Raw genomic sequence first — 23,090 nt, forward strand, 5'->3', positions numbered from 1 at the left:
CGGGAGACGTCCGTGCGGTCGTACAGGACCGCCGCACGCAGGATCTCCGTTCCCGGCTGCTTCCCGTCTCTCCATCGAGTAGGCGGCGAAGCTTCGCTGTCATTATGGGCTCCGCCAGGGGCCCGCAACGTGGACAAACAGATTAGAGCACAGTTGTGGACTCAGGAACCCAAGTCTGTAAGCAGTTCCGTTCATCGCACAGCGTAACGCTATCGGCGGAGCGGCTCTGGAATACCCATATGCCGGACACGCACGCGTACACCCTTGCGCGCTGCCCGGCGGCGTCTATGCCCATCCGGACCTGACAGCCCCTTCCTCATCAAGAGGCACGATGCCCCAAGCCGTCGCCGGCCCCGAGATCGAACGCCTGATCCAGCTGCTGGCCCGCATGCCCGGCCTCGGACCGCGCTCGGCGCGGCGGGCCGCCCTGCAGCTCATCAAGAAGCGCGACACGCTGCTCGGCCCCCTCGCCGACGCCATGCGGGTGGCGGCCGACCGCATCATCGTGTGCTCGAGCTGCGGCAACGTCGATACGTCCGACCCCTGCACGATCTGCCGCGACGCGGAGCGCGACCCGACGACGCTCGTGGTGGTGGAAGATGTCTCCGATCTCTGGGCCCTGGAGCGCTCGGGCGCCGTGAAGGCGCGCTACCACGTGCTCGGCGGCGTCCTCTCGGCGCTGGACGGCGTGCGGCCGGAGCACCTGAACCTCGCGAGCCTCGGGGAGCGCGTGGCCCGGCCCGAGGTGACGGAGGTCATCCTGGCTCTCAACGCGACCGTCGACGGCCAGACCACCGCCCACTACGTCACCGAGTCGATCCGGCACTGCGACGTGAAGGTCACGCGCCTCGCACACGGCGTACCGGTCGGCGGCGAACTCGACTATCTCGACGAGGGCACCCTGTCGGCCGCGATCCGCAGCCGCACGGCCTTCTGACGGGCGATCACGCGGATCGAGCCGGTATTTGACCGGTCTTCGGCCGCATCCTATTCGACGCTGAGCCTGGACCCGTCCCGGCGCCTTCCCTGCCGGTTTCCGCCATGACCATCCGCCCGCTCGTCATCCTCCCCGATCCCGTCCTGCGCCTGGGTTCCGAACCGGTCGGCCCGATCACCGGCGAGATCCGCACCCTCGTCGCCGACATGTTCGAGACGATGTACGATGCCCCCGGCGTCGGGCTGGCCGCGATCCAGATCGGCGTGGCCAAGCGCGTGGTCACGATCGACACGTCGAAGGAGGAGGGCGTCCGCGACGCCCGGGTCTTCATCAACCCCGAGATCGTCTGGTCCTCGGAGGAAAGGCGGGTCTACGACGAGGGCTGCCTGTCGATCCCGGACTATTACGCCGAAGTCGAGCGTCCGGACCGGGTGCGCGTGAGGTTCCGCGACATCGACGGCAACGAGCAGGAGATCGAGGCCGACGGCCTGCTCTCGACCTGCATCCAGCACGAGATCGACCATCTGAACGGCGTGCTGTTCATCGACCATCTGTCGAAGCTGAAGCGCGACCGGGTGATCAAGAAGTTCACCAAGGCGGCCAAGCGCGACGCGGCCTGAGCCGGCCATGCGCGTCGTCTTCATGGGCACGCCGGACTTCGCTGTGCCGACGCTCGCGCGGCTCGCGCAGGACGGGCACGACATCGTGGCGGTCTATACCCGTGCGCCGGCGAAGGCGGGCCGCGGCATGAGCCTGCGCCCCTCCCCGGTCCACGCCCTCGCCGACACCCTCGGCGTGCCGGTCCTGACGCCCGCGACGCTGCGCACGCCCGAAGCGGCCGAGACCTTCGCGGCGCACCGGGCCGACGTCGCCGTCGTGGTGGCCTATGGGATGCTCCTGCCGCAGGCGATCCTCGACGCACCGAAGCACGGCTGCCTGAATCTGCACGGCTCCTTGCTGCCGCGCTGGCGCGGCGCGGCGCCGATCCAGCGCGCCGTGATGGCGGGCGATGCCGAGAGCGGCGTCGGCGTGATGCGGATGGAGGCGGGCCTCGACACCGGCCCCGTGGCCCTGGAGGCGAGAATACCCATCGCGCCAGGCATGATTGCGGGCGAGCTGCACGACGCGTTGATGCCCCTCGGCGCCGACCTGATGGCGCAGGCCCTCGTCCGGCTCGATGCGTGCACGCTGACGTTCACACCCCAGCCGGAGGACGGCGTCGTCTACGCGCACAAGATCACCAACGACGAGGCGCGGATCGACTGGTCCCGGTCGGCCGGTGAAATCGCCAATCGGATCAACGGGCTGTCGCCCTTCCCCGGCGCCTTCTTCGAGGTCGATCTCGGCAAGGGACCCGAGCGCGTGAAGGTGCTACGAGCCGCCCCGGCAGAGGATGCGGGCACACCCGGCACGCTGTGCGACACCGATTGCACCGTCGCGTGCGGCGACGGCGCCGTGCGGCTCATGGAGCTGCGACGCGCCGGGAAGGGCGGCAGCGCGAGCGGGGCCGAGTTCGTCCGCGGCGCCCGCCTGACGCCCGGCGCCCGCCTCGGCTGATGCCCCGCTACAAGCTCGTCATCGAGTACGACGGCGGCCCGTTCTGCGGCTGGCAGCGGCAGGCCGACGACCTCACCGTCCAGGGCGCGATCGAGACGGCGGTCACGCGCTTCTCGGGAGAGCATGTCCGGCTCACCTGCGCGGGCCGGACCGATGCCGGCGTGCATGCCATTCATCAAGTCGCCCATCTCGATCTCGCCAAGGACTGGCGGACCGACACGGTACGGGACGCGCTGAACGCGCATCTCCGGCCACAGCCGGTGGCGGTCCTGTCCGCGGAGATCGTGCCGGAGAGCTTCGACGCCCGCCACTCGGCGATCCGCCGGCACTACCGCTACCGCATCCTCAACCGGCGCAGCCCCGCCGCGCTCACGCGGGCCCATGTCTGGCACGTGCCGTGGCCCCTCGATGTCGGTCTCATGCACGCCGCCGCCCAGCGCCTCGTCGGCCGCCACGACTTCTCGGCCTTCCGGGCCGCCGAGTGCCAGGCGAACAGCCCGATCCGCACGCTGGAGCAGCTCGACGTCGCCCGGGCTCCGATGGCGTTGCACGACGAGATCGTGGTGGCGACCGCGGCGCGCTCCTTCCTGCACCATCAGGTGCGGGCGATGGTGGGCACGCTGATGCTCGCGGGCTGTGGACGCCTCTCGGCGGACGACGTGGCCGAGATCCTCGCTTCGGGCGAGAAGCGCCGGTGCGGACCGCTCGCTCCAGCCGCGGGGCTGACCTTCGTGGGCGTCGACTACGCGCTCGGGAAATAAGCCTCGAGCACCCGCTCGTAGATCGCCGTGAGCCGCTCCAGATCGGCGACGGCCACGCATTCGTCGATCTGGTGCATGGTCTCACCGACGAGCCCGAACTCGATCACCGGGCAGGCATCCTTGATGAAGCGCGCATCCGACGTGCCGCCGGTGGTCGAGAGCGTGGGCGTCAAGCCGGTCTCCGCCCGGATCGCCTCGGAGACGAGATCCACGAAGGCGTCCGGCCGGGTGAGGAAGGCCGGGGCGTTCGAAGGCTGAAGGTCGAGGCTGAAGCGCACCGCGTTCCCGGCCGCCTGCTCCAGGCGCCTGCGGATCTCGGCCCCGAGAGTCTCGGCCGTCCAGTCGTCGTTGAAGCGGACGTTGAAGGTCGCCCGCGCGGTCGCCGGGATCACGTTGCTGGCCGGGTTGCCCACGTCGATCGTGGTGAATTCCAGGTTCGAAGCATCGAAATGCGCGGTCCCACGATCCAGCGGCTCGCCGACCAGCGCCGAGGCGAGGCGCAGCAGGCCCGGGATCGGGTTCTCGGCCTTATGGGGGTAGGCGACGTGGCCCTGCCGCCCCATCACGGTGAGCTTGCCGGTCAGCGACCCGCGCCGGCCGATCTTCATCATTTCTCCGAGCCGGCCAGGATTGGTCGGTTCCCCGAGCACGCAATGGTCGAACCGCTCGCCCCGCGCGCGCGCCCAGTCGAGCAGCTTCACGGTGCCGTTGACCGCAGGCCCCTCCTCGTCGCCGGTGATCAGGAAGGCGATGGAGCCGGCGAAGCCGTCGCCCCGCCGCTCCAGGAAGGCGAGCGTCGCCGCCAGCATGCAGGCGACGCCGCCCTTCATGTCGGCGGCGCCCCGGCCGTACAGCATCCCGTCGGCCACCTCGCCCGCGTAGGGTCCGTGGCGCCAGGCGCCCTCGCCTTCCGGAACGACATCGGTATGGCCGGCAAAGACGAGGCAGGGACCGTCCCGTCCGATGCGCGCGTAGAGATTCGGCGTGTCGGGATAGCCGGGCTCCGAGAAGACCGGCCGCTCGACGGCGAAGCCGGCAGGCCGGAGCGCGTCGGCGACAACGTCGAGGGCGCCCCGGTCCTCCGGCGTCACGGACGGGCACCGGATCAGGGCCTGTGCAAGGCGCAGGGCCGCGTCGGGGGCGTGATGATCAGCCGGCATGAACCCGTCCTCGGCGGCGTGACGTGCCGCGCGGCCCGCTTACCCCGAAGCGGGCCGCCCCGGAACTCCCGTGTGCCCGGCCCTACTTGGTCACCACCACCTGCACGTCGCCGTGGCGACGCTGCACCGAGACGGTGACATCGTCGTCGTAGCGCTGAAAGCGGAGATCCAGGCGCGAACCGCCGAGCTTGACGTTGTAGAGCGTCACACCGTCGAGGAACGCCGGGAGGATCGGGTTCTTGAGCCGGACGCGGTTGCGCTCGTGGTCGAGTTCGAGACCGAGGCAGGCCGCCAGGAAGGCGAAGGGCGCCGCCGCCGCCCAGGCCTGCGGGCTGCAGGCCACCGGATAGGAGACCGGCCCGCGCTGCTTGCGGCGCATGAAGCCGCAGAACAGTTCCGGCAGGCGCTTCTGGTCCTGGTAGAGCGAGGTGTCGAACATGCCCTGGAAGATGCGGGCGGCCTCGTGCTTGCGGTCGTAGCGCGCCAGACCCATTGCGATCAGCGCGTTGTCGTGCGGCCAGATCGAGCCATTGTGGTAGGACATCGGATTGTAGCGCGCCTCGCCCTTGGCGATGGTGCGCACCCCCCAGCCGTTGAAGCCGTCCTTGCCGAGCAGGGTCTCGGCGACCCGTGACGCCCTCTCGGGCTTGGCGATGCCGGTGAACAGGGCGTGGCCCGCGTTGGACGAGCGCACCGCGCATTGCTTCTTCGCGCCGTCCAGGGCCAGGGCGTAGGTGCCGATCTCCTCGTTCCAGAACGCCGCGTCGAAGTTCTCGCGAAGCGCCACGGCTTCCTGCGTGAGACGCTCGGCCATCGGGTCATGCCCCAGCAGAGCCGAGAGCTTCGCCATTCCGTTCTTGGCCGCGTAGACGTAGCCCTGCACCTCGCAAAGGGCGATCGGGCCCTTGGCCAGGTGACCGTCGGTGTGGAAGATCGAATCGTGGCTGTCCTTCCAGCCCTGATTCTCCAGGCCCTTGTCGGTGTCGCGGGCGTACTCGACGAAGCCGTCGCCGTCCCGGTCGCCGTAACGGTCCATCCATTCCAGGGCGAGTTCCAGCGCGGGCCAGATCGCCCGAACGGTGTCGAGATCGCCCGTGACGGCGTAGTACTCCCAGGCCAGCATCACGAAGAGCGGGGTGCCGTCGATGGTGCCGTAATAGTGCCGGAACGGCACCTCGCCGAGCATCGCCATCTCGCCGCGCCGGGTCTCGTGCAGCACCTTGCCGGGCTGGGCGTCGGCGGCCGGATCGACCGCCTTGGCCTGCGTCGAGGCGAGGTAGCGGAGCACGCCCCGGGCGAATTTCGGGTCGATCCAGAGCGCCATCATCGCCGTGATGATGCCGTCGCGGCCGAACACCGTGGAGTACCAGGGGATGCCGGCGAAGGGGTAGATGCCCTCCGGGGTGCGGCTCGCCAGCATGTAGAGGTCGGCCGTGGCCCGGCACAGGCCCTCGTTGAACTGGTCGTTCGACGAGATGATCGTGGTGATGCCGGCGGTTAGACTCCGGAGATCGCGCCGCGAGTCGCGGTAGGCGCGGGCGAAGATCGTGCCCTCGGCGAGATCCTTCGGCTCGCGCCGGGCGCCACCGGCATTGGCCGCGAGGGTCAGTTTGGCGGCCGCGTCCTCCCCGACCATCGTGTCGGTCGGCGGCTTGGTGAAGGCCCGGTGCGCCTCGAAGGTGACGCGTATGAACAGCGAGGCCCGGCCCTCCGGCGGGAGCGAGACATCGAAAACCACCTTGCCGGGTTCGATCGAGTTGGGCTTCGGGCCGAAATGCAGCGCCGTCGTCCGGACGATCTCGTCCAGGCCGACATAGCGGAACTGCACCTCCCGATCGCTTGCCACCAGGACGCCGCGCTTGCCGCGCTCCTGGCGGTCGGTCCCGCGGACTTCGAACAGGTCGCGGAAATCCGCGTCGAACGTCACGACGATGCGCAGGCGGCGGTGCTTCGAATCGTAGGAGCGCAGACCGATCCGGTCGTAGCAGGCCCCGCGGAACAGGAACTTGGTGCGCTCGATGGCGATCGTCTCGCGCGGGATCGAGGTCTCGTCATGGGCATCGAGACGGATGTCGGGCGTCGTCATGTCGACGCTGAGCGCGCCGTTGTCGTCCTGCATCACCGAGGAGAGCATCAGCGGGCGCTGACCCTCCACCGTCACTTCCAGACGCGACAGGTAACGCGTGTCCTGGAAATACAGGCCCTCCGGGCCGGGCTGGACGCCGATATCGCCGTAGGAATCGAGAACGCCGAAGGCCTCGCCGAACTTCAGCGAGCGGAGGGGCCGCTCCACAAGCGAGGTGTGCGCCTCGATGTGATAGGTCGGCAGGACGTCGTCCGCGTCCTGGAAACCGTGCGCCACGCTTCCGGCGCTCTCCGCGGTCCGGGCCTTCGCATCGTGGGCCGCTGCCGTGTTGTCCGCCGCCATGCAGGGCATCTCCGGGTGCAAGTGAGAGGTGCGAATCGAGAGGGCTGCCGCATCCATTCGATGCGGCAGCCCCTGTTCATCCTACGGATGAGTCGCCTTTAAGACGCTAGGCCGAGCCGGACCTGCCTCGCAAGCCCGGGGCCGGATTTCAGGCCGGCATGGCGGCGACCGGGATCGCCGGCCGTGCGGAGCCGTTCACCTCGCCGTATTGCGCCTTGTAGCCGGACTTCGGCAGCTTGATCACGTCGGCGCCACGACCGAGCAGGTCCTCGTATGCAGCGACGTACTTCTTGACCATGCACTCGGCGGTGAAGGCGCTCTCGAAGTGGCGGCGCACGCCGGCGCGGCTCATGGTCTTGACCTTGGCGACGGCCGCGACGGCATCGTCCATGTTCTCGCAGAGAACGCCGCCGACGCCGTCCTTGATCACCTCCGGCACGGAGCCGTTGCGGAAGGCGATCACCGGGGTGCCGGCCGACATGGCCTCGATCATCACGAGACCGAAGGGCTCCGGCCAGTCGATCGGGAAGGCGAGCGCCAGGGCGTTACCGAGGAAGTCCTTCTTCTGCTCCTCGTTGATCTCGCCGATATACTCCACGAGCGGGTGATGGATCATCGGCTCGATGACCTCGTCCCAGTAATCCTGGTCCGCCTTGTCGACCTTCGCGGCGATCTTGAGGGGCGTGCCGGAGCGGATCGCCATCTCGATCGCGCGGTCGGGGCGCTTCTCGGGCGAGATCCGGCCGAGGAAGGCGAGGTAGCCGCCCTTGGCGTCCGGGTAATACGGGCAGTTCTCGGCCGGCAGGCCGTGATGGATCGTCGCCAGCCAGTTGGAGGTCGGCGGCATGGGCAGGCGCTGGTTGTCGGAGATCGAGACCAGCGGCATGCCCGTGAAGGTGCGGTAGACCGGCATGAAGTCCGGCACGTCGAGGCGACCGTGCATCGTGGTGATGCACTTGTGGTTCAGATCCTCGAACATCGGATACTGAAGCAGGTCGATGTGGAAGTGCAGGATGTCGAATTCGTGCGCGCGGCGGTGCACCTGATGCAGCATCGCCAGGTGGCTGGCGGTGTGATCCCGGTAGCCGAGCAGGCGCAGGCCCTCGGGCGTGCAGGCTGCGAGCTTGGCAGACGTCTCGGAGTCACCGCTTGCGAAGAGCGTGACTTCGTGACCCTGGCGGACCAGTTCTTCTGTAATCCAGCTGACGACGCGCTCGGTGCCGCCGTAGAACTTCGGAGGGACGGCCTCCGACAACGGAGCGATCTGGGCAATGCGCACGAAGTGTCTCCTGGTTGGCCGAATTTGACGGGGGGTCTAACCCTGCCGGCCTGAGCGGGACATGAATGAAACGGACGGCCAAGGTTATGGTTCCTGGCGACCCCCGTTGTCGCTCACCGTTTTGTGCAGCGCGCTCGCTGTCCCCGAATTCCTCCGAATCAGCGGCCGCGACATGGTCACCGGCGCCCAATCCGCTGCTCGCGGGGCAGTCGCGCGGAGCCGGCCCGTCTCCGGTCCGGACACGCGCATCGCCTCCATGCGCCACAGGATCACGAACGCCGGCTATCGGGATCAGGTTGCGCCCGGACCCGACAAACCCGTACTCCGGGACGGCGCAGCAGATCCCGGACCTGGATACGGACCGGGCGCCCGAAACGGCGGTGTCGGCGCTTCTGGATCCCGGGCTCGCCCGCTGCGCCCCGGACCGGCGACGCGGATGTCCAGGGCCCTCCGCCCCCCAGGCCCGCGTCCCGCCTCACGGGCGTTGCCGCCGCGTCAGCTTTCTGTCATAAGCCGCACCGCGTCGAACCGCCCGGCCGATAGGGCTGCCGTGGCGGCTCGTGCTGCTCCACCAGAAGCATCAGCGCGCGAACCCCATCCGACCCTTGCGGGGCGGTCCGGGATCATTTCGCGCAACGGAGAGCCAAATGCCCAAGTTGAAGACGAAATCAGGCGCGAAGAAGCGCTTCAAGATCACCGGCACCGGCAAGGTGATGTACGCCCAGGCCGGCAAGCGCCACGGGATGATCAAGCGGACGACCAAGCAGATCCGCAACCTGCGCGGCACCACGACCCTGTTCGAGGGCGATGCCGCCAACGTGAAGAAGTACTTCCTGCCGAACGCGCGGTAAGTCCTTCAACACCCGTTGCCACTGTCTTTCGTCGAATCCAGGAGATAACCGATGGCCCGCGTCAAGCGCGGCGTGACCAGTCACGCGAAGCACAAGAAAGTTCTGAAGGCCGCCAAGGGCTATTACGGCCGGCGCAAGAATACGATCCGGATCGCCAAGCAGGCGGTCGAGAAGGGCATGCAGTATGCCTACCGCGACCGCAAGAACAAGAAGCGCACGTTCCGCGCCCTCTGGATCCAGCGTCTCAACGCGGCGGTCCGCGAGCACGGCCTGACCTACTCGCGCTTCATCGACGGTCTGGCGAAGTCCGGCATCGTCGTCGACCGCAAGGCCCTGTCGGAGCTCGCGATCCACGAGCCGGCGAGCTTCGCCGCCGTCGTCGAGAAGGCGAAGGCCGCACTGCCGCAGACCACCGCCAAGGCCGCCTGATCCAGGCCTGAGGCGAGACGTACGGAAGGCGCGGTTCCCCGGGGAGCCGCGCCTTCGTCGTTTACGAGGTCCCCTGCCCCGCGCTTGCGTGCGGGCGCACAACGCGCGAGAGCACGGCCCGACGGCCGACTCCGCCAACCCTGCTCGAAGACAGCGATGACCGATCTCGATACCCTCGAACGCGATCTCCTGGCCCAGGTGAGCGCGGCGTCCGACGAGGCGGCCCTCGACGCGGTCCGCGTCGCCGCGCTCGGCAAGAAGGGCAGTGTCTCGGATCTGCTGAAGACCCTCGGTGCGATGACGCCGGAGGAGCGCAAGGAGCGCGGCCCGCTGATCAACGGCCTGCGCGACCGGGTCCAGGGCGCCGTCACCGCGCGCAAGACCGCCCTCGCCGAGGCCGCCCTGGAGGCCCGCCTCGCCTCCGAGCGGGTCGACGTGACGCTGCCGGTCCGCGAGGCCCCCGAGGTGCGCGGCCGGATCCATCCGATCTCCCAGGTGATCGACGAGATCACCGCGATCTTCGCCGATATGGGCTTCGCGGTGGCCGAGGGTCCGGACATCGAGACGGACGATCTGAACTTCACCGCGCTCAACTTCCCGCCCGGGCACCCGGCCCGCGAGATGCACGACACCTTCTTCCTGGCGCCGGACCGCGACGGGAAGCGCAAGGTGCTGCGCACCCACACCTCGCCGGTCCAGATCCGCACCATGCGGGCGCAGACCCCGCCGATCCGGGTGATCATCCCGGGCCGGACCTACCGGCACGATTCCGATCAGACCCACACGCCGATGTTCCATCAGGTCGAAGGGCTGGTGATCGACAAGGCGGCCAACATCGCCAACCTGAAATGGGTGCTGGAGGAGTTCTGCAAGGCGTTCTTCGAGGTGGAGGGCGTGAAGATGCGCTTCCGCCCGTCCTTCTTCCCCTTCACCGAGCCCTCCGCGGAGGTCGACATCCAGTGCTCGCGCAAGGGCGGCGAGATCCGCTTCGGCGAGGGCGACGACTGGCTGGAGATCCTGGGCTGCGGGATGGTGCATCCGAACGTGCTGCGCAATTGCGGGCTCGACCCGGATGCCGTGCAGGGCTTCGCCTTCGGTGTCGGCATCGACCGAATCGCCATGCTGAAATACGGCATGCCGGACCTGCGGCCGTTCTTCGAGGCCGACGTCCGCTGGCTGGATCATTACGGCTTCCGCCCGCTCGACGTTCCGAGCCTCGTGGGCGGCCTCACGGGCTGAGCCGCACCGGCCTCACCGGGGCCCTCCGGCTCCGGTGACGGCCCCGCCATCCTCTTCCTCCGACGGTCGAGCCGATATCGGGCTCTCGAAGGTCCATCATGAAATTCACCCTCTCCTGGCTCAAGGACCACCTCGACACCGAGGCCACCCTCGACACCGTCGCCGAGACGCTGACGCGGATCGGCCTGGAGGTGGAGGGCATCGAGGACAAGGCCGCCGCGCTGAAGCCCTACGTGATCGCGAAGATCCTGACGGCCGAGCAGCACCCGAACGCCGACCGGCTGCGGGTCTGCTCCGTCGAGACGGGCGCGGGCGCGCCCGTGCAGGTGGTCTGCGGAGCGCCGAACGCCCGGGCCGGTCTCGTCTCGGTCTTCGCGCCGCCGGGCACCTACGTCCCGGGCAAGAACATCACCCTGTCGGTGGGCACGATCCGCGGTGTGGAGAGCCGCGGCATGCTGTGCTCGGGCGCCGAGCTCGGCCTCGGCGACGACCATGACGGCATCATGGAGCTCCCGACCGACGCACCGATCGGCCAGGCCTACGCCCTCTATGCCGGGCTCGACGATCCGGTCATCGAGATCAACCTGACGCCGAACCGGTCGGACTGCACCTCGGTCCACGGCATCGCCCGCGATCTCGCGGCCGCCGGCCTCGGCACGCTCAAGCGCGAGACGCTGCCGGGCGTGCGCGGCGAGGGCCCCTGCCCGGTCGCGGTGGAGCTGGCCTTCGAGCCGGCCGACCGGCACCTCGCCCCGCTCTTCGCCCTGCGGCTCGTCCGCGGGGTCACGAACGGGCCGTCGCCGGGCTGGATGCAGGCCCGGCTGCGGGCCATCGGCCTGCGCCCGATCAATGCGCTCGTCGACATCACCAACTACGTGACCTTCGATCGCGGTCGCCCGCTCCACGTCTTCGATGCCGCCAAGGTCGCCGGGCCGCTCACCGTGCGCCGTGCGCGCGAGGGCGAGAGCCTGCTCGCCCTCGACGGCCGGACCCACGCGCTCACCGACGACATGGTGGTGATCGCAGACCGGAACGGCGTCGAATCCATCGCCGGCATCATGGGCGGCCAGGACTCCGGCTGCGACGCCGGCACCACGGATGTGCTGATCGAATCGGCGCTCTGGGACCCGGCCAACATCGCCCAGACGGGCCGCCGACTCGGCCTCATCACCGACGCGCGCTACCGGTTCGAGCGGGGTGTCGATCCGGCCTTCACGCTGCCGGGCCTCGATCTCGCGACGCGCTTGGTGGTGGACCTGTGCGGCGGTACGCCGACCGAGGCGCATATCGTCGGCGAGCCTCCCGAATCCGAGCGGATCATCGACTTTCCGTGGAGCGAGGTCCGCCGCCTGGCCGGCCTCGACGTGCCGCGTGTCGAGATGAAGGTGATCCTGGAGACTTTGGGCTTCCACATCTCGGGGACCGGCGACCGGGTGAAGGTGCTGACGCCGTCCTGGCGGCCCGATGTCGAAGGCAAGGCCGACCTCGTCGAGGAGGTCGTGCGCATCGCCGGGCTGGACCGGATCGAGGCCAAGCCCCTGCCCCCGCTCGAAGGAATCGGCCGTCCGCTGCTGACGGTGATGCAGAAGCGGACCCGCACCGCGAAGCGGGCCCTGGCGAGCCGGGGCCTCATGGAGGCGGTCACGTGGTCGTTCGTCCCGCATGGCGATGCCGAACTGTTCGGCGGCGGCGGTGCCGATCTGGTCCTGGCCAATCCCATTGCCGCGGAACTGTCGGACATGCGGCCGAGCCTGCTGCCGGGGCTCCTGCGGGCTGCGCAGCGCAATGCCGACCGGGGTTATCCGGACGCGGCCCTGTTCGAGGTCGGCCAGTGCTTCGCCTCCGATGCGCCGGAGGGCCAGACCATCCGGGCGGCGGCGGTCCGGCGCGGCAGTGCCGGTCTGTCGGGCGCCGGACGCCACTGGCACGGCACGGCCGGGACCGTCGACGCCTTCGACGCCAAGGCCGACGCCCTGGCCCTGCTGGGCAGCCTCGGCGTTCCGACCGGCGGCCTTCAGATCACCGCCGGCGGCCCGTCCTGGCTTCATCCCGGCCGCTCGGGCACCCTGCGCTTCGGTCCGAAGACCGAGATCGGCTGGTTCGGCGAGGTGCATCCGCGGACGCTCCAGGCCCTCGATCTGAAGGGCACCCTCGTGGCCTTCGAGATCGTCCTCGACGCCCTGCCCCTGCCCAAGCACAAGCCGACCAAGGCCAAGGCCGCCCTGGTGCTGTCGGAGCTCCAGCCGCTGTCGCGGGACTTCGCCTTCGTGGTCGGCCGCGACGTGCCGGCGGGTGACCTCGTGAAGGCCGCACAGAACGCCGAGCGCAAGCTCGTCACCGGCGTCGACGTGTTCGATCTGTATGAGGGACCCGGCGTGCCGGACGGCGCGAAGTCGGTGGCGATCGCGGTGCGCCTGCAGCCCGTCGAGCGGACCCTCACCGACGCGGAGATCGAGGCGGTGAGCGCCAGGATCGTCGCCGAAGTGTCCCGCAAAACCGGCGCGACCCTTCGGACCTGAGGCGCCGCCATGGACCGGATCGCCCTGCTGATCGAAGACCTCGCGGCGGCCGAATACCGGCCGAAGGCGGCGCTGCGGGAAGCGCTCAAACATCCCTCCGCCGTCGCGGAGGCGACGCTGCCGCTGCTGGAGGGCGCGGCCGACGGACGTGAGCTGACGCCGGAGGAGACGAACCTTCTCTTCTGGGGCCTGCACGTCCTGGCCCATGCCCGGGATACGCGCGCCCTGGCACCGCTGCTGAGGCTGCTCCGGCACGACGAGGAAACCCTCGACGCCATCCTCGGCGATGCCGTCACGGCGACCCTTGCCAAGATCCTGGCGAGCCTGTTCGACGGCGATCCGCAGCCGCTGTTCCGTCTGATCCTGGACAGCACGGTGGACGATTACGTGCGCATGGCGCTGCTCAGCGCCTGCACCTTCCTGACCCTGGAGGGTCGGATCGACCGGGCCGCGATGCACGACCTGCTGGTCCGGTTCGATGACGCCCAGGCGGCCGTGGAAGGGGCGCCGGCCTGGGTCGGTTGGGAGGAGACGATCGCCCATCTCGGTTTCCGGGACCTCGCGCCCCGGGCGGCTGCGGCCCGTGCCGACGGACGCCTCACCGACGAGATCAGCGACGCCGGGTGGTTCAAGGACGCTCTGCGCAAGGCCGAGGCCAATCCGGACGACCGCGACCGGCTCGGCCCCTACCAGTACGGCTACCTCGACGAGCCGGTGGAAGCCCTCGACTGGGCCGAGGAGGGCGCGGGGGAGCCGCAGCGCAATCCGCTCAAGAACGTCGGCCGCAACGATCCGTGTCCCTGCGGCTCCGGGAAGAAGTTCAAGAAGTGCTGCCTCGGCGCCGAGACCGTCGAGGGCCCGTGGATGCCGCCGGGTTCCCTAGGCCGCTGAGGCGCCGGTGCCGCTGAGCGGGTTGTCGGGATCCCAGCCGTAGCTCAGCGTCTCGAACCGCATGGCGCGGGCATCGACCATCAGGAGGCGCCCGACCAGGGGCTCTCCGAAGCCCGCCACCGAGCGGAGCAACTCCATGGCCATCAGCGAGCCCATCACCCCGGCCAGGGCTCCCAGCACGCCGGCCTCCGCGCAGGCCGGCACGCTGCCGGGCGGCGGCGGGTTCGGGAAGAGGCAGCGATAGGTCGGGTTCGGCGTCCCGTCCGGCCCGGTCTCGTGGGCGCGGATCGTGGTCAGCGTCCCGTCGAAGCGGCCGAGCGCCGCCGTCACCAGCGGGCGGCGCGCGCGGAAACAGGCATCCGACACCGCGTAGCGCGTGGCGAAATTGTCGGATCCGTCGGCCACGAGGTCGTAGCCGGCGATCAGGTCGACGGCGTTGTCCGGATCGATGCGGACCGGATGCGGGACGACGGTCACGTGCGGGTTGAGCCGCGCCACCGCGTCGGCGGCGCTCTCGACCTTTAGCCGGCCGAGATCCGGCGTGCCGTGGATCACCTGCCGCTGGAGGTTCGAGAGGGAAACCGCGTCGTCGTCGACGATTCCGATCGTCCCGATTCCGGCGGCGGCGAGATACTGGATCAGCGGCGCGCCGAGCCCCCCGGCCCCGACGACCAGGATCCGGGCGGCCTTGATCCGGGCCTGGCCGGGGCCGCCGACCTCGGCGAGGACGAGGTGGCGGGCGTAGCGTTCGATCTCATCGGGAGCGAGGGCCATGGCTGCCCCTTAATCCGCGGCGCCGCCAATCGGAAGCGCTGAAAAGACAACGCCGCCCCGGTGAGGAGGCGGCGCGGATCTCGCGTCTCGGGATCGGTGCCGCTCAGCGCGGCGCCAGGATCATGATCATCTGGCGGCCTTCGAGCATCGGCTCGCTCTCGACCTTGGCGATCTCCGCCGTCTCGCTCTTCACGCGCTCCAGGAGGCGCAGACCGATATCTTGGTGAGCCATCTCACGACCGCGGAAGCGCAGGGTCACCTTGACCTTGTCGCCTTCCTCGAAGAAGCGGTGCACCGACTTCATCTTGGTGTCGTAGTCGTGCTTGTCGATGCCGGGGCGGAGCTTGATCTCCTTCACCTCGACGGTCTTCTGGCGCTTGCGGGCCTCGTTCTGCTTCTTCTGCTCGTTGAAGCGGAAGCGCCCGTAATCGAGCAGCTTGCAGACGGGCGGCACGGAGTTCGGCGCGATCTCCACGAGATCGAGACCGGCTTCCTCAGCCAGATTGAGGGCGTCGAAGAAGGGGACGACGCCGCGGTTCTGCCCGGTATCGTCGATCAGCTGCACTTCCCGCACACCGCGAATGTCGCGGTTGGCGCGCGGCCCGTCCTTCTGCGGGGCCGGCATGGCTCTCATCGGTCTACGAATGGCTTAGGTCTCCTGCTGCAACGGCGAAACGGCGGTTCCCAGAAGGATCTCCTGGCCGCCTGCCGCCCCGGTCTCTTCCGGACGTACAACGTTGGTGGAACCGCGACCAGAGTCAACCGCCTGAAGCCGCGGTGCCGAAAATAATCGGCCACGGCGTCTCGGTCCGCTTTCCGGGTCAGCCGGCCGCTCAGGGCAAGCGGCCGAGCAGCCCCGCATAGACCGCCAACGTGTCGCCGACCATGCGCTCGAGGGAGAAATGCGCCGCGACATGCGCACGGCTCCGCCGTCCGAGGGCGTCGCGGGCGCTGGCGCCGAGAGAAAGGGCCTCGGTCAGGGATGCGGCGAGCGCGGCCGCGTCGCCGGCCGGGACGCGCCATCCGGTGCGCTGGCCCGCTGGCGTCTCCGGCGGCGCCAGTACGGTTTCCGGTACGGCCCCGAGATCGGACACCACCACCGGCGTACCGAGCGCCTGCGCCTCCACGGCCGAACGGCCGAAGGCCTCCGGCTCAACGGACGGCACCGCCACCACCGAGGCGGCCCGGAAGGCGGCCGGCATGTCGGTGCAGTGACCGACCCGCCGGACGATACCCTCGAGCCCGCGCGCGGCGATCAGCGCATCGAGTTCGCGCTCGTAGGAGGCGCGTCCTTGAGGGTCTCCCGCCAGGACCACGGCCAGATCGGGAACGCCGCGGTCGCGCATCTGCGCGGCCGCCTCGATCAGCACCCGATGGCCCTTCCAGGCCGTGAGGCGGGCGGCCAGCAGGATCACGCGCTCGTGCGGCGCGACGTTCCAGCTCCGGCGCAGCGCCTCGACCCGTACGGCGCCGACGGCGACCGGGTTGAACACGCCGAGATCCGTGCCGCGGTGGATGACCCGCACGCGGTCGCCAGCCTGCTCGGCATGCAGCCGGTGGATCAGGTCTGCGGTGTAGTGCGAGTTGGCGATGACCACGTCGCCGCGGGCCATCACCGAATTGTACAGAACCTTGACGTTGGTCCGGCCGGAATAGCTGCCGTGATAGGTGGTGACGAACGGCAGGCCGAGCCGGCGCGCCGCTCCGAGGGCGACCCAAGCGGGCGCACGGGAGCGGGCATGGATGATCTGCACCTGCTCGCGGCGGCAGAGGGCCATGAGCCGCAGGACGTTCACGGCCATCAGCGCCGGATTCTTCGCGGCGGCCGGGAAGCGAAGCCAGTGGCCGCCCTTGGCCTGCAATTCCCCGACGAGCCGCCCCCCCTCCGTCGCCACCAGCGCGCGGGCGCCCACGGCCGCGAGGCCGCCCGCGACATCGACGGTCGTGCGCTCGGCGCCCCCGGCGTCGAGTTCGGGAATGATCTGCAGGACGCGAGCGCCCGCAAGGGCCCCGACTTCCGCGGGAAAACCCGACAAGGCGTGTGTACCTTCGCCCGTCCGCGGTCCATCGGCGAGGACGCGCAGGCCCCCGACCGGTATCTGCCAAATGCTCGCTACCATTGATCCAGCATCGCCGCCGGGCTTTACGGTCCGGTAAACGAGAGTTGAAGCCGAACCGTTCAGGTCCGGACTTCTTCCACGTCGAGACAGGGATATCGGAGAGAACGATGTCGGATATGGCCCCCGAGTTCCTCACCGTCGGCACGGGCGAGGCCGCCCGGCGCATCGCCGTGCGGGTGCGTCAGGGGGGCGGTCCACCGGTCGTCTGGCTCGGCGGATTCCGCTCCGACATGACGGCCACCAAGGCGACGGCGCTGGATGCCTGGGCCTCGCAGAGGGGCCGCACGCTCATCCGCTTCGATTATGCCGCGCATGGGGCCTCGAGCGGCACCTTCACGGAATGCACGATCTCTTCGTGGCTCGAGGACGCGCAGGCCGTCCTGGCCGCCTACGCCGCGGAGGCGCCGATTCTCGTCGGCTCGTCGATGGGGGGATGGATCGCCTGCCTGGCCGCCCGCGACCGGGCGAACGGAGGTCAGGCGACCGCCGGTCTCGTGCTCATCGCCCCGGCCCTGGATTTCACCGAAGAGCTGATCTGGAACCGCCTCGGCGAGGCGGCCCGCGCCATGCTGATCCGGGACGGCATCCTGCGGAGGCCCAGCGACTACGGGTCGGAACCGGACCCGATCACCCTGAACCTCATCGACGACGGGCGGCGGCATTGCATGCTCGGCGACACGGTCGATCCGGCCTGCCCGGTCCACATCCTCCAGGGCATGCGGGACACCGATGTGCCTTACACCCACGCCCTGAAGATCCTTGGCCGGCTGCCGGCCGAGGACACCGTGCTGACGCTCATCGCCGACGGGGATCACAGCCTGTCGCGGCCGCAGGACATCGCGCGCCTGATCGCCGCAGTGGACGAGATCGCCTGACCGGTTCCTCGGCCGGAGCGGTCAGTGGAGGCTGACCGGCTGCAGGTCCTGCGCGACCGCATTCGCCAGGACGACGTCCCGCGAATCGGCGAGCATGATCGGAGCGCCACTCGCCGAGAGGAGGGCAAACAGATCGAGGCCGGGCAGCAGCTCGGGCGCCTGTGGGAAGAAACGGCGGACCTCGTCGGACCGGATGGGCCGGACATAGGCGATGTGACCCTCGCCCAAGGCCGCGAGATCGGCGGGCGCAAAATCGGCCGGGTCGAGATCGGCCGGGGTCAACGGAGACGGGTTCAGATTGGTCATCAAAGCCCTCCTGGGGTGGCAGAGCGTGCGCCGCCGATCCTGAAGGCTTCGGCGGCTCCTTACTGATGTGGGGATCCGCGCCGTCCAATCAATCGGTCTCAGCCGCGGGCGCCGATATCGATCTTGCGCACGATGCGATCCGGTTCCGGACGGACCAGATCGATCGACAGCAGGCCGTTGGCGAGGTCGGCCCCGAGGACCTCCATGCCGTCGGCGAGGAGAAAGGCCCGCTGGAACTGGCGCGCCGCAATGCCGCGGTGAAGAAAGTGCCTCTCGCGCTCGTCGACCTGGCGACCGCGTACGACAAGCTGGCTCTCCTCCAACATGACGTCCAACTGGTCGCGGGTGAAGCCGGCGACCGCCAGCGTGATGCGCAGGCGCTCGGGCTCGCTCTCGGTGCGGGGCAGCCGCTCGATGTTGTAGGGTGGATAGCCGTCATTGGCGGCCTTTGAGACCCGGTCGAGAGCCTGTTCGATCTCGTCGAAGCCGAGCAGGAACGGGTGCCCGAAGGGCGAGGATCGGGTCATCGCGGCCATCATCCAGAAAGCGAGGCCTCCGACCCCGGGATCCGCCGCAATCCCGGGATGCCTGAGCACCTCGTCGACAGGGAGCCCACCGAAGTAGCGCTCCGCCGGACGAGACGTCGCCGGCAACAACGAGATATGGCCAAGGCCGTCCGGGCCATCAAGGGAGGCCGCGGGTTTCGTCCGGACGGCGTGGTCCGATCCAATCCAGGATAATTAGGCAAAAATTACCGGGACACATAGGCAAAGACGTGGACGGCCACGCTTTCCTCTAACAGTTTGGAACTGCTCTGATTTTCTCGCTGGGCCTTGATCCGGGCGGCCGGCCTGGATACTGCCGCGAAAGAAGATGATCCGACCATGACGGTCGGTCTATGCAAGTTGTCCTGCGACGCGAGGCACCGCAGTCCATGAGCGCGCCCCTGACCCGGACTGATCATGCGGCGATGCGGCGCGTCGCCGATATCTGCGGCGATGAGGCTGATATCCTGGCCCTGTCGGTGGCCCGTTTCGTGGCCGCCGGCTACATGACCAGCGACGTCGCCTGCTGGAACGCGGCCTTCGACGGCGCCGAGCAGCTGCTCGGGCCGACCGAAGGCTGCCGCTTCGTCGCCTGTGTGGTCGCGATCATCCGGGCACTGCGGGCGGAGCGCGACGGCGACTGGTCGTTCATGCCGGCGAGTTGCTGCCGCGTGACCGGTCACGAATGCGCCTTGGTGACGCTGATCAACCGCGGGCGTCAGCGCCTCTGGACGGACTTGGAGGCAGCCGCCGCCGAGATCACCGGACGGGAGGCGGCGCCCCGCCTCGTGGCGGCGGTCCGCGCGGCCGTCGGGCCGCTGGATGCGGCGGCCCAACGCCTCGCCCCGGCCTCCTGCCCCGCAGGCGCGGTGCTTCACTGATCCGGCCCCAACCCGCCCGGCCGGCGCGGCGCGAAACGCCGGCCGGCAGACACTTGAAAAGGACTTGGTCACGGTGATTGCCCTGCGCGCCCCCCTGTACCGTCGGCGGATCGGGCGTATCGCCCTCGACACGGCGGCCTGCTTCGCGCTCTCGGCGCTCCTCGTGGTATCGGCCCTGGCGCAGGATGCCGCGGAGAAGTCCGCGCCGATCAAGCTGCAGCTCAACAAGGTCGAGACTGCGGGCGAGGCCTGCCGGATCACCATGGTGATCGACAACAAGGGGCCCGGCCTGAAATCCTACAAGGTGGATCTCTTCGCCTTCGACCCGGAGGGCGTCGCGCAGAAGCGTGTCGCGGTGGAGCTCGGTCCGCTGCCGCCGAAGAAGACCACCGTCAAGATCTTCGACTTCCCCGGCATCGCCTGCAACAAGGTCGGGCGCGTCCTGTTGAACGACGTCCTGGCCTGCGACGGCGGTGATTCCGCGCGCGAGGCCTGCCTCGAGCGGACCGAGACCGACAGCAAGGCCGGCCTCCCGTTCGACCGCTGATGCGGATGGTTTGACGGTCGATCAGACCAAACCGCCCGGCGGCGAGGGTCGCCGGGCGGCCAGCGGCTTTCGCCGCACCCCGAGATGACGGCGGCGCAAGGCCGCGTGAGACCAAGACGCCAGGAGCCCGCGATGGACCCGACACAAGCGCCGATCGAGGCGGCCCACGACTTCTCCTTCCTCGGTCTGTTCCTGCAGGCCGACCCGATCGTGAAGGGTGTGATGATCCTGCTGGTGATCGCCTCGATCGCCTGCTGGACGGTGGTGTTCGAGAAGATCATCCGGCTGGCCGCCGCTCGGCGTCAGGCCAAGGCCTTCGCCACGCTGGTCCGCTCCGGGGGCAGCCTCGACGGCGAGCATCGCGGCATCGCCGGCCACGTGGTGAAGGCGGCCATCGACGCGTGGCGCGATCAGGATTCCTCCGAGACCCGGGCCGAGCGCCGCGACCGGATCGAGCGGGCGATGAAGGGCGCCCTCACCCTCGAAGTGAAGCGCCTGCGCACCGGCCTGTCGCTGCTGGCGACTTCGGGCTCCACGGCCCCGTTCGTCGGGCTGTTCGGCACCGTCTGGGGCATCATGAACTCGTTCTCGTCCATCGCCCGCAGCCAGGACACGTCGCTGGCCGTGGTGGCCCCGGGCATCGCGGAGGCGCTGTTCGCCACGGCGATCGGTCTCGTCGTCGCGATCCCGGCGGTGATGGCCTACAACAAGCTGTCGAGCGACGTGAGCGGCATCCAGAGCACCTTCTCGTCCTACATTTCAGTTCTGGGCAATCGTCTCGCGCGCGACCGCGCCGGCGCCCATCGGGCGGCTGCCGAATAGAGCCGCCGCGCCCGCCCGCACAGAACCGAACGTAACGGTACCGGAGACGCCCCATGGCGATGGGATCCCTTCGCGCGAACGACGACGACGACCTCGACGACATGCCGATGTCCGACATCAACGTCACGCCGATGGTCGACGTGATGCTCGTGCTCCTGATCATCTTCATGGTCGCCGCACCGCTGATGACCACCGGCGTGCCGGTCCAGCTGCCGAAGACGGCGGCCCCCAAAGTCGCGCAGTCGAAGAAGCCCGCGGAGGTGACGGTCGACAAGGACGGCAACCCGTCCATCGCCAAGGAGGTGTTCACGATGGACAGCATCGTGCCGCGCCTGCGCGAGATGGCGGCTGCCGACAAGGATCAGGTCATCCTCGTGCGCGGCGACCGTGACGTGCCCTACGGCAAGGTGATGGAGGTGATGGGCCTCGTCGGCCAGGCCGGCTTCACCAAGGTGTCGCTGATCGCGCAGTCGCCCGGCGGCGCCGCTCCGGCAGCGGCCGCCGCTCCGGCCGCCTCCGCAGGGACCGCGCGCTGAACCGATGAGCACCTTCACGTCGACGGATCTGCCGGTCGGGGCCGGCGAGCGCCGCCCGTCCGGGCTGGTCGCCGCCTTCCTGGTCGCCCTCGGGCTGCATGCGCTTGCGTTGGCCGCGATGATGTTCCTGCGGCTGGCCCCGCCCGCGCCGCCCGGCGAGCAGCAGATCACCGTCGACCTCGCGCCGCTCATGACGGATGCGACCACCGAAGCTCCGGCGGAGCAGCAGATGAGCCAGGAGTCCCCGCCGGAGACGAAGCCGGTGGACGCGCCGCCCGACGAGGCCGTCCAGCCCCCGCCGCCGACCGAGATGACCGAGGTCAAGCCGGAGGACACCCAGCCGGTCGAAGCGCCGGCGGAGGCGCAGCCGGTCGAGGCGCAGAACCAAGTGATTACCTCCACGTCGGAGGCGGCCGAGCCGCTGGCGGCGCCGCCGACCGAGGTCGCCAAGACCGAGGAACCGCCGAAGCCCACACCGGACCCCGCCAAGCTCAAGGCGGAACGGGAGGCCAAGCTGCGGAAGATCCGCGAGGAGAAGCTCCGCGAGCAGAAGCGCGAAGAGGCGCGTCAGGAGCGCCTGGAGGAGATCCGCGAGGCGAAAGCCAAGGCCGCGCGCGAGGCGAAGGCGCGTGAGGCCAAGGCCCGGGCGGGCGCCGAGCGGAGTTCGGCCTCGGCCTCGCGCCAGAATGCGGTCGGCCGGGCCGCCGCAGGCAACGATCCGAGCGCCATGCGGCAATGGCAGGGCGCGATCAGCGCAGCGATCCACAGCCGGATGAACGTGAACGCGGCCGTCGGAACCGGGGGCGGGACCGCGGTGGTGCGCTTCACCGTGATGCGCTCGGGCCAGGTGACGGGCGCCGGCCTGGCCCGCTCCAGCGGGATCGGCCAGATCGACAGCGCCGCCCTCGCGGCGGTGCGCGGCAGCATGCCGGCGGCGCCGCCCGGTGTCACGCTGTCGAACCTGACGGTCTCCATCCCGCTTCGGTTCGGCGTGCGCTGATCGAACGACGATCGGGGCCGGTATCTCTCGTCAGAACGCGGACCCGGGCCGCATGGACAGGTGGACCCGCACGAAGGGTGTGCGCGGTCAGCCCCGACCGTCGATCCGGATTCGCCATCGGCGTCGCGGGCATGCTAAAGCCTTCGCGAAGCTGCTCTCCTTGCGCGCCTGACGGCGGTGCGGGAGGGCGAATGATCCGGCCTTGCCCTCCGCCCGTCGAACAGGCCGGACCCGCTCAGACACCGTCTCGCGCAGGATGCGTCGGGTCGGATCCGTCGAGCCGGGGTGAAAGGGACAGGATGAGCGACGAGACTGAGTTTGACCTCGACGAGGTGAATGCCGTCCGCGACGCGGAAGCGGAAGCGAAGACGCGTGCCGAGAATCGCGCTGAGCGTGCGGAACGTGCGGAGCGCATGGCGCGCGAAGGCGCCCAGGCCATGGCGGAGCATCACGCGGCCATCAAGGCTGTGGATGAGCGGACGCTTCGGCTGCGCTCGCTGCGCCTCGCCAAGGAGGCCGCAGACGCGCAGGCCAAGGCGGCCGAGAAGGAAGCCAAGGCGGCCGCCAAAGGCACCGCGAAGAAGGCCGTGAAGAAGGCGGCACCGAAGAAGACGACCGCGAAGGATTAGGGGT

24 protein-coding genes are annotated in these 23,090 nt (G+C 69.4%); 16 read left to right on the forward strand and 8 right to left on the reverse strand.

The window, feature by feature from the left end:
• The first annotated feature begins 331 nt into the window (after nucleotides 1–331).
• The 4 genes from recR to truA all read left to right on the forward strand — a co-directional run bounded on the left by recR (nucleotide 332) and on the right by truA (nucleotide 3,255).
• Entirely contained in the window at nucleotides 332–937 is a 606-nt protein-coding gene (gene recR / locus BM396_RS04470; RefSeq protein WP_043378609.1) for a recombination mediator RecR, read from the forward strand.
• Nucleotides 938–1,041: 104 nt separating this feature from the next.
• Nucleotides 1,042–1,557 carry a peptide deformylase gene (gene def / locus BM396_RS04475; RefSeq protein ID WP_043378612.1) on the forward strand — a complete coding sequence of 172 codons (516 nt, stop codon included), beginning with the start codon at nucleotides 1,042–1,044 and terminating at the stop codon, nucleotides 1,555–1,557.
• A gap of 7 nt (nucleotides 1,558–1,564) precedes the next feature.
• Nucleotides 1,565–2,494, forward strand: coding sequence for a methionyl-tRNA formyltransferase (gene fmt, locus BM396_RS04480; protein WP_043378615.1), 930 nt, complete (start codon nucleotides 1,565–1,567; stop codon nucleotides 2,492–2,494).
• The gene (gene truA / locus BM396_RS04485) at nucleotides 2,494–3,255 is read left to right on the forward strand and encodes a tRNA pseudouridine(38-40) synthase TruA (protein WP_043378618.1); all 762 of its coding nucleotides are present in this window, start codon (nucleotides 2,494–2,496) and stop codon (nucleotides 3,253–3,255) included. Before fmt ends, truA begins: the two co-directional genes overlap by 1 nt.
• Here truA and dapE read toward each other — a convergent pair.
• The 3 genes from dapE to BM396_RS04500 form a co-directional block, all read right to left on the reverse strand.
• Nucleotides 3,237–4,415, reverse strand: coding sequence for a succinyl-diaminopimelate desuccinylase (gene dapE / locus BM396_RS04490; RefSeq protein ID WP_043378621.1), 1,179 nt, complete (start codon nucleotides 4,413–4,415; stop codon nucleotides 3,237–3,239). The two genes, truA and dapE, sit on opposite strands and share 19 nt — an antisense overlap.
• 82 nt (nucleotides 4,416–4,497) lie before the next feature.
• Nucleotides 4,498–6,843, reverse strand: coding sequence for an amylo-alpha-1,6-glucosidase (locus BM396_RS04495; RefSeq protein ID WP_043378625.1), 2,346 nt, complete (start codon nucleotides 6,841–6,843; stop codon nucleotides 4,498–4,500).
• Between the two features lie 148 nt (nucleotides 6,844–6,991).
• A complete protein-coding gene (locus BM396_RS04500) occupies nucleotides 6,992–8,122 on the reverse strand; it encodes a glycosyltransferase family 4 protein (protein ID WP_043378628.1) in 1,131 nt (376 codons plus the stop codon).
• 647 nt (nucleotides 8,123–8,769) lie between these two features.
• Between BM396_RS04500 and rpmI the strand changes: the two genes are divergently transcribed.
• The 5 genes from rpmI (at nucleotide 8,770) to BM396_RS04525 (ending at nucleotide 14,051) form a co-directional block, all read left to right on the forward strand.
• Nucleotides 8,770–8,973: a 50S ribosomal protein L35 gene (gene rpmI, locus BM396_RS04505; RefSeq protein ID WP_007561407.1), complete on the forward strand. Its 204-nt coding sequence runs from the start codon at nucleotides 8,770–8,772 to the stop codon at nucleotides 8,971–8,973.
• A gap of 51 nt (nucleotides 8,974–9,024) precedes the next feature.
• On the forward strand, nucleotides 9,025–9,402 hold the full coding sequence (gene rplT / locus BM396_RS04510) for a 50S ribosomal protein L20 (RefSeq protein WP_043355811.1): 378 nt from the start codon (nucleotides 9,025–9,027) through the stop codon (nucleotides 9,400–9,402).
• Nucleotides 9,403–9,558: 156 nt separating this feature from the next.
• Nucleotides 9,559–10,641, forward strand: a complete 1,083-nt coding sequence (gene pheS, locus BM396_RS04515) for a phenylalanine--tRNA ligase subunit alpha (protein ID WP_043378630.1) — start codon at nucleotides 9,559–9,561, stop codon at nucleotides 10,639–10,641.
• A 98-nt stretch (nucleotides 10,642–10,739) separates the two neighbouring features.
• Complete coding sequence (gene pheT / locus BM396_RS04520) at nucleotides 10,740–13,160, forward strand: phenylalanine--tRNA ligase subunit beta (RefSeq protein ID WP_043378633.1); 2,421 nt, start codon at nucleotides 10,740–10,742, stop codon at nucleotides 13,158–13,160.
• Nucleotides 13,161–13,169: 9 nt separating this feature from the next.
• The gene (locus BM396_RS04525) at nucleotides 13,170–14,051 is read left to right on the forward strand and encodes a DUF1186 domain-containing protein (protein ID WP_043378636.1); all 882 of its coding nucleotides are present in this window, start codon (nucleotides 13,170–13,172) and stop codon (nucleotides 14,049–14,051) included.
• Here the strand turns inward: BM396_RS04525 and moeB are convergent.
• The 3 genes from moeB to BM396_RS04540 form a co-directional block, all read right to left on the reverse strand.
• The gene (gene moeB, locus BM396_RS04530; protein WP_043378639.1) at nucleotides 14,040–14,825 is read right to left on the reverse strand and encodes a HesA/MoeB/ThiF family protein; all 786 of its coding nucleotides are present in this window, start codon (nucleotides 14,823–14,825) and stop codon (nucleotides 14,040–14,042) included. The two genes, BM396_RS04525 and moeB, sit on opposite strands and share 12 nt — an antisense overlap.
• A gap of 103 nt (nucleotides 14,826–14,928) precedes the next feature.
• On the reverse strand, nucleotides 14,929–15,450 hold the full coding sequence (infC, locus tag BM396_RS04535; RefSeq protein WP_020092802.1) for a translation initiation factor IF-3: 522 nt from the start codon (nucleotides 15,448–15,450) through the stop codon (nucleotides 14,929–14,931).
• Nucleotides 15,451–15,658: 208 nt separating this feature from the next.
• Nucleotides 15,659–16,945 carry a glycosyltransferase family 4 protein gene (locus BM396_RS04540; RefSeq protein WP_236961350.1) on the reverse strand — a complete coding sequence of 429 codons (1,287 nt, stop codon included), beginning with the start codon at nucleotides 16,943–16,945 and terminating at the stop codon, nucleotides 15,659–15,661.
• 107 nt (nucleotides 16,946–17,052) lie between these two features.
• Here BM396_RS04540 and BM396_RS04545 point away from each other — a divergent pair, with 107 nt between their 5' ends.
• Entirely contained in the window at nucleotides 17,053–17,820 is a 768-nt protein-coding gene (locus BM396_RS04545; protein ID WP_043378650.1) for an alpha/beta hydrolase, read from the forward strand.
• A 21-nt stretch (nucleotides 17,821–17,841) separates the two neighbouring features.
• Here the strand turns inward: BM396_RS04545 and BM396_RS04550 are convergent, their stop codons facing one another.
• A complete protein-coding gene (locus BM396_RS04550) occupies nucleotides 17,842–18,126 on the reverse strand; it encodes a BQ00720 family protein (protein WP_043354930.1) in 285 nt (94 codons plus the stop codon).
• 98 nt (nucleotides 18,127–18,224) lie between these two features.
• Complete coding sequence (locus tag BM396_RS04555) at nucleotides 18,225–18,653, reverse strand: Hsp20 family protein (protein ID WP_012320108.1); 429 nt, start codon at nucleotides 18,651–18,653, stop codon at nucleotides 18,225–18,227.
• Between the two features lie 407 nt (nucleotides 18,654–19,060).
• On the opposite strand from BM396_RS04555, the gene BM396_RS04560 reads away from it, so the two are divergent.
• From BM396_RS04560 to BM396_RS04585, 6 genes are all read left to right on the forward strand, one after another.
• Nucleotides 19,061–19,552, forward strand: coding sequence for a hypothetical protein (locus BM396_RS04560; RefSeq protein ID WP_170861845.1), 492 nt, complete (start codon nucleotides 19,061–19,063; stop codon nucleotides 19,550–19,552).
• Between the two features lie 73 nt (nucleotides 19,553–19,625).
• Complete coding sequence (locus tag BM396_RS04565; protein WP_043354914.1) at nucleotides 19,626–20,099, forward strand: hypothetical protein; 474 nt, start codon at nucleotides 19,626–19,628, stop codon at nucleotides 20,097–20,099.
• Nucleotides 20,100–20,231: 132 nt separating this feature from the next.
• Entirely contained in the window at nucleotides 20,232–20,921 is a 690-nt protein-coding gene (locus tag BM396_RS04570) for a MotA/TolQ/ExbB proton channel family protein (RefSeq protein WP_043354911.1), read from the forward strand.
• 53 nt (nucleotides 20,922–20,974) lie between these two features.
• Entirely contained in the window at nucleotides 20,975–21,457 is a 483-nt protein-coding gene (locus BM396_RS04575) for an ExbD/TolR family protein (protein WP_043354910.1), read from the forward strand.
• Between the two features lie 4 nt (nucleotides 21,458–21,461).
• On the forward strand, nucleotides 21,462–22,457 hold the full coding sequence (locus tag BM396_RS04580) for an energy transducer TonB family protein (protein WP_043378653.1): 996 nt from the start codon (nucleotides 21,462–21,464) through the stop codon (nucleotides 22,455–22,457).
• 299 nt (nucleotides 22,458–22,756) lie between these two features.
• Entirely contained in the window at nucleotides 22,757–23,086 is a 330-nt protein-coding gene (locus tag BM396_RS04585; RefSeq protein ID WP_051044989.1) for a hypothetical protein, read from the forward strand.
• Nucleotides 23,087–23,090 lie beyond the last annotated feature (4 nt).

The sequence above is a fragment of the Methylobacterium sp. UNCCL125 genome (genome assembly GCF_900116795.1).
Classification (GTDB): Bacteria; Pseudomonadota; Alphaproteobacteria; order Rhizobiales; family Beijerinckiaceae; genus Methylobacterium; species Methylobacterium fujisawaense.